The following is a 3658-nucleotide window of genomic DNA, read 5'->3' on the forward strand; positions in this document are numbered from 1 at the left end:
TCCAAATACAGTACCCTTTATAACCATTCCCCTTTTTTTCATATACTCATCCTCCTATTATAAATCAATAAATTTTAGTCTATTTCACCTAACGTCCCTGGGATTTGCGCTCGTGCCTGATTCCGTCAGGAACTGGCGTAAAGCTTGCTTTTCCGTATCCGTGATTGGTTAGCCTGCAAGCTTTATGACATAAGGCATGGCGCCAATCACATGTTATACGTTGGAGCTGGTTTGCTCTTTTGATAAAATTTAAAAATTTTTATAAATAAAAAAAGGGGTTTATCTCCCCTTTTCAAGTATTCTTTTATATGCACTTATATAAACAACTTGATCTTCTCTTTTACCAACAGACCAAACCATGACTTCTTCTTCATTCATTATTTGATAAACAACTCTATATTTTTTCCGATAAAAGTAGATCTTTAAACAACCTGATAGATCAATTCCACTTTTATTTCCAAGTGGTTTTCCTAATTCAGGTGATCTTTTAATTTTATGAAGTGTACTTTTAAGTCTCGGTTTAACACTTCCATCTAAATTATAAATATCATTTTTAACTTCAGGATGAAATTTAAGCTTCATCAACTTAAGCCCCCTAAAATCTATTCTTTATCTAATAAATCCATTATCTCTTTTTCGCTTACTGCATCTTTAAGATCAAAGTTTTCTTTTCTTTTGGCTATAATCTCTTCAATATGGGCATCTTCTAATTGATCTTCCAGAAATTCTATTTTTTCTAGTAACATTTCATATTCTTCAATATCCATCATAATACCTTCAATATCATTATTTCTGGTAATAAATAGCGGGGACTCTTTTGTTTTATCTAACATTTTACTAAAATTACGAACAATTTCAGAAGATGAGACCATATGATCTCTATCAATTCTTAAAGTAACCATTATCTGCACCTCCATAAATTTAAAATATTTCATAAATGATTATCTTAATTAAATTATACATTAAATTTTATGTAAAATCAATTGCAATATTTTTAGTTTTAATTTATAGAAGTGTTTTAGCTTAGAATTTAATTATTATTTTAAAAGACTTTTTTAAACCAGCTCTTTCGTATAACGTCCTGAGCATTTGCGACGTGGCTGCCCTGTTCTTTAGGTTGGCGCATCTCTTGCCTTTCCTCTGCATTTTCAGCTTAAACAGCTGCAAGAGATGTGACAAAAGCCATGTCCCGAAGGGCGACGGCCGTTTTACACCTCAACCTCATTACTTAGTCAGCGCAAATGCTCTGTTATATGCTGTAATAACTTGCCGCGTAAAAAGTTTCTCTCTGCTTCAACTTAATGAAATATCAATATTCTTCCTTAACCAGCAGATAAGTTCATGAATACTGTACTATATTAAATCTTCACGAAGTGCGTGAAGATCAAACAGTGACTAATTTACCTTTTGATATATGCTAATAATTTTTTAAATTATAATTTCCAAGTTTATTGTTAAAACTACTGAAAACTTACAATTATTATTTCCTTCATTTGCAGGAGTTAATCCATGTCAGTTAGCGATGATCCAACCCTATCTTTTCTCTCTCTTTTTTGCTGATGTTCAGTTATTATTGCATATAACGTTACTGGGATTCGCGGTGTGCCCGATGTCCATAGACCTGGCGCAAAGTTGGCTATCATATCCGCAATTGTTTAAGTGCTAACTTTGTGCCAGAGGGCATGCCGTTAATCCCATGTTATATGACTGTTATAGCAACCATCGACTCTATTGCTACTCATTATTTATCTTCAAAACTTCAAACCTATAACTCCTTTTTTGCAAAAGATCTGCCCGCAAAAAACTTAACCATCAGTCGGAAGTTTTGAAGATAATGCTGTAACCTCTCATAAGATTGATCATGGTCTTCTATTTCTTAGTGCACTCAGGTTCGTTAATACCTTGCAGTTTCTATTTACCTACCCCGGAGAAAGTATAAAAATATCATCTTGCGATAACCAAACCCTTTTTTCTGTTCTTATTAGCTGCAGTAACTTTTGCTATAATGTCATATAACGTTCCTGGGATTTAAGAAGTTCATGAGGCTTAGGGCGACTGCCCTTGCCGAATGAATTTGCATGGAGCGTAGCGGAATCTTCAATCCCATGTTATATGATGCCGTAGCTTTATCTATTAATTTATCAATTATTAACTTACTTCATGTAAAAGAAAAAAATTCCTGCATATATTCGCCAAATGTCTTTATATAAACAAAGACTTTAAAATTATTCTTCCTTTTATAACATATATGTGATATAATAAATTTAGAAATTGGAGTGATTAAAATATGTATAAGATTAAGTATTATGCAAAAAATAATAAATCTCCAGTAATTGAATTTATTAAAGAACAGTCAGCTAAGGAAAAAGCTAAAATTCTAAGAGAAATAGAACTTCTAGAAGAATTTGGTTTATTTCTTGGTATGCCACATCTTAAAAAGCTAAAAGGATATGATGATTTATGGGAATTAAGAATAAAGCATAGTTCTAATATATTTAGGGTCTTCTTTTTAAATTATCAGGATGGTATCTTTGTTCTTTTGCATATTTTTAAGAAAAAATCTAATAAAACTCCACAGAGAGAAATAGATATTGCTCTTAACAGACTAAACTCTATCAAGTGAGGTGAAACAAAATGGAATTTATAGATCATAAAGATCTAAAAAATGAACTTTTTGAATCTGAAGAAGTTAAAGAAGAATATGAAAAACTGAATGTTATGTATGAAATTAAAAAACAAATAATAAGGTATAGAATTGAAAACAATTTAACTCAGAAAGAATTAGCAGATAGAATTGGAACTAAACAGTCTGCTATCTCCAGACTAGAAAATGATGATTATAATCCGAGTGTTGAATTTCTTGATAAGGTTGCTCATGCACTTGGTAAAAAACTTGAAATTAGATTTAATTAACAGTGCTGAAAGTTCAACAGCACTGTTTTCTTTATGCTATCAGTTTTTAGTTATTAACGCTTTAGCTACGGTTTCATATAACGGTACTGGGATTTAAGAAGTTCATGAGGCTTAGCCAGACTTGGCTTGCCGAATGAATTTGCGTGGAGCGCAGCGGAACCTTCAATCCCATGTTATATGCTGTAACAGCCGTTAGTTACGAATAATCTTTCTTTAATTACTGCTTCATTTTGATGCTGATACCTTAGAAAAGACTTCTATATGGTTTCCTTCAGTATCTTCAAACTCAAAAACTAAATTATCCTGGATTTTAGTTAGCGGAAAAACGATCTTTAAATTACGCTCTTCTATCTTTTCTTTTGTTTTCTCAGCATCATCAACTTCAAAACTTAATAAACAGTTATCTCCATACTTTACTTTTTCATTTTCTTTATTATGATCAAACAAGAAAAGGCGAAATCCATCTACATCAAAGAGATATAAACTCTCACCCTTCTTAGCTGCTGATCTTTCTAAAAACCATTCATAAAAATTTATTGCTTTATCAGTATTTTCTACAGCTATGTAAGCGGATTCTAATTTGGGTTTCATAAGTTGTTATCCTTTCTGCTGAAGATACTCTTTACTTGCAATACAGGCTGTTATTGCATATAACGTTCCTGGGATTCGCGGTGTGCCCGGTGTCTACAGACCTGGTGCAAAGTTGGCTATCATACCCGTAATTGTTCAAGTGCTAACTTTGTGC

General features: G+C 32.3%; 5 protein-coding genes. 2 read left to right on the top strand and 3 right to left on the bottom strand.

Annotation, left to right across the window (positions count from 1 at the left end; all coding sequences use genetic code 11):
• Positions 1-279 precede the first annotated feature (279 nt).
• Together DFR80_RS14980 and DFR80_RS14985 are read right to left on the bottom strand one after the other, a co-directional pair.
• Entirely contained in the window at positions 280-582 is a 303-nt protein-coding gene (locus tag DFR80_RS14980) for a type II toxin-antitoxin system RelE/ParE family toxin (protein WP_114490472.1), read from the bottom strand.
• A 20-nt stretch (positions 583-602) separates the two neighbouring features.
• A complete protein-coding gene (locus DFR80_RS14985; protein ID WP_005488947.1) occupies positions 603-902 on the bottom strand; it encodes a type II toxin-antitoxin system Phd/YefM family antitoxin in 300 nt (99 codons plus the stop codon).
• Positions 903-2287: 1385 nt separating this feature from the next.
• Between DFR80_RS14985 and DFR80_RS14990 the strand changes: the two genes are divergently transcribed.
• Entirely contained in the window at positions 2288-2623 is a 336-nt protein-coding gene (locus tag DFR80_RS14990) for a type II toxin-antitoxin system RelE/ParE family toxin (RefSeq protein ID WP_114490473.1), read from the top strand.
• 11 nt (positions 2624-2634) lie between these two features.
• Positions 2635-2913, top strand: coding sequence for a helix-turn-helix transcriptional regulator (locus DFR80_RS14995; protein ID WP_114490474.1), 279 nt, complete (start codon positions 2635-2637; stop codon positions 2911-2913).
• Between the two features lie 225 nt (positions 2914-3138).
• Here the strand turns inward: DFR80_RS14995 and DFR80_RS15000 are convergent, their stop codons facing one another.
• Complete coding sequence (locus tag DFR80_RS15000; RefSeq protein ID WP_114490475.1) at positions 3139-3504, bottom strand: VOC family protein; 366 nt, start codon at positions 3502-3504, stop codon at positions 3139-3141.
• Between the last annotated feature and the right edge of the window lie 154 nt (positions 3505-3658).

The organism is Halanaerobium sp. ST460_2HS_T2 (assembly GCF_003337665.1).
Classification (GTDB): Bacteria; Bacillota; Halanaerobiia; order Halanaerobiales; family Halanaerobiaceae; genus Halanaerobium; species Halanaerobium kushneri.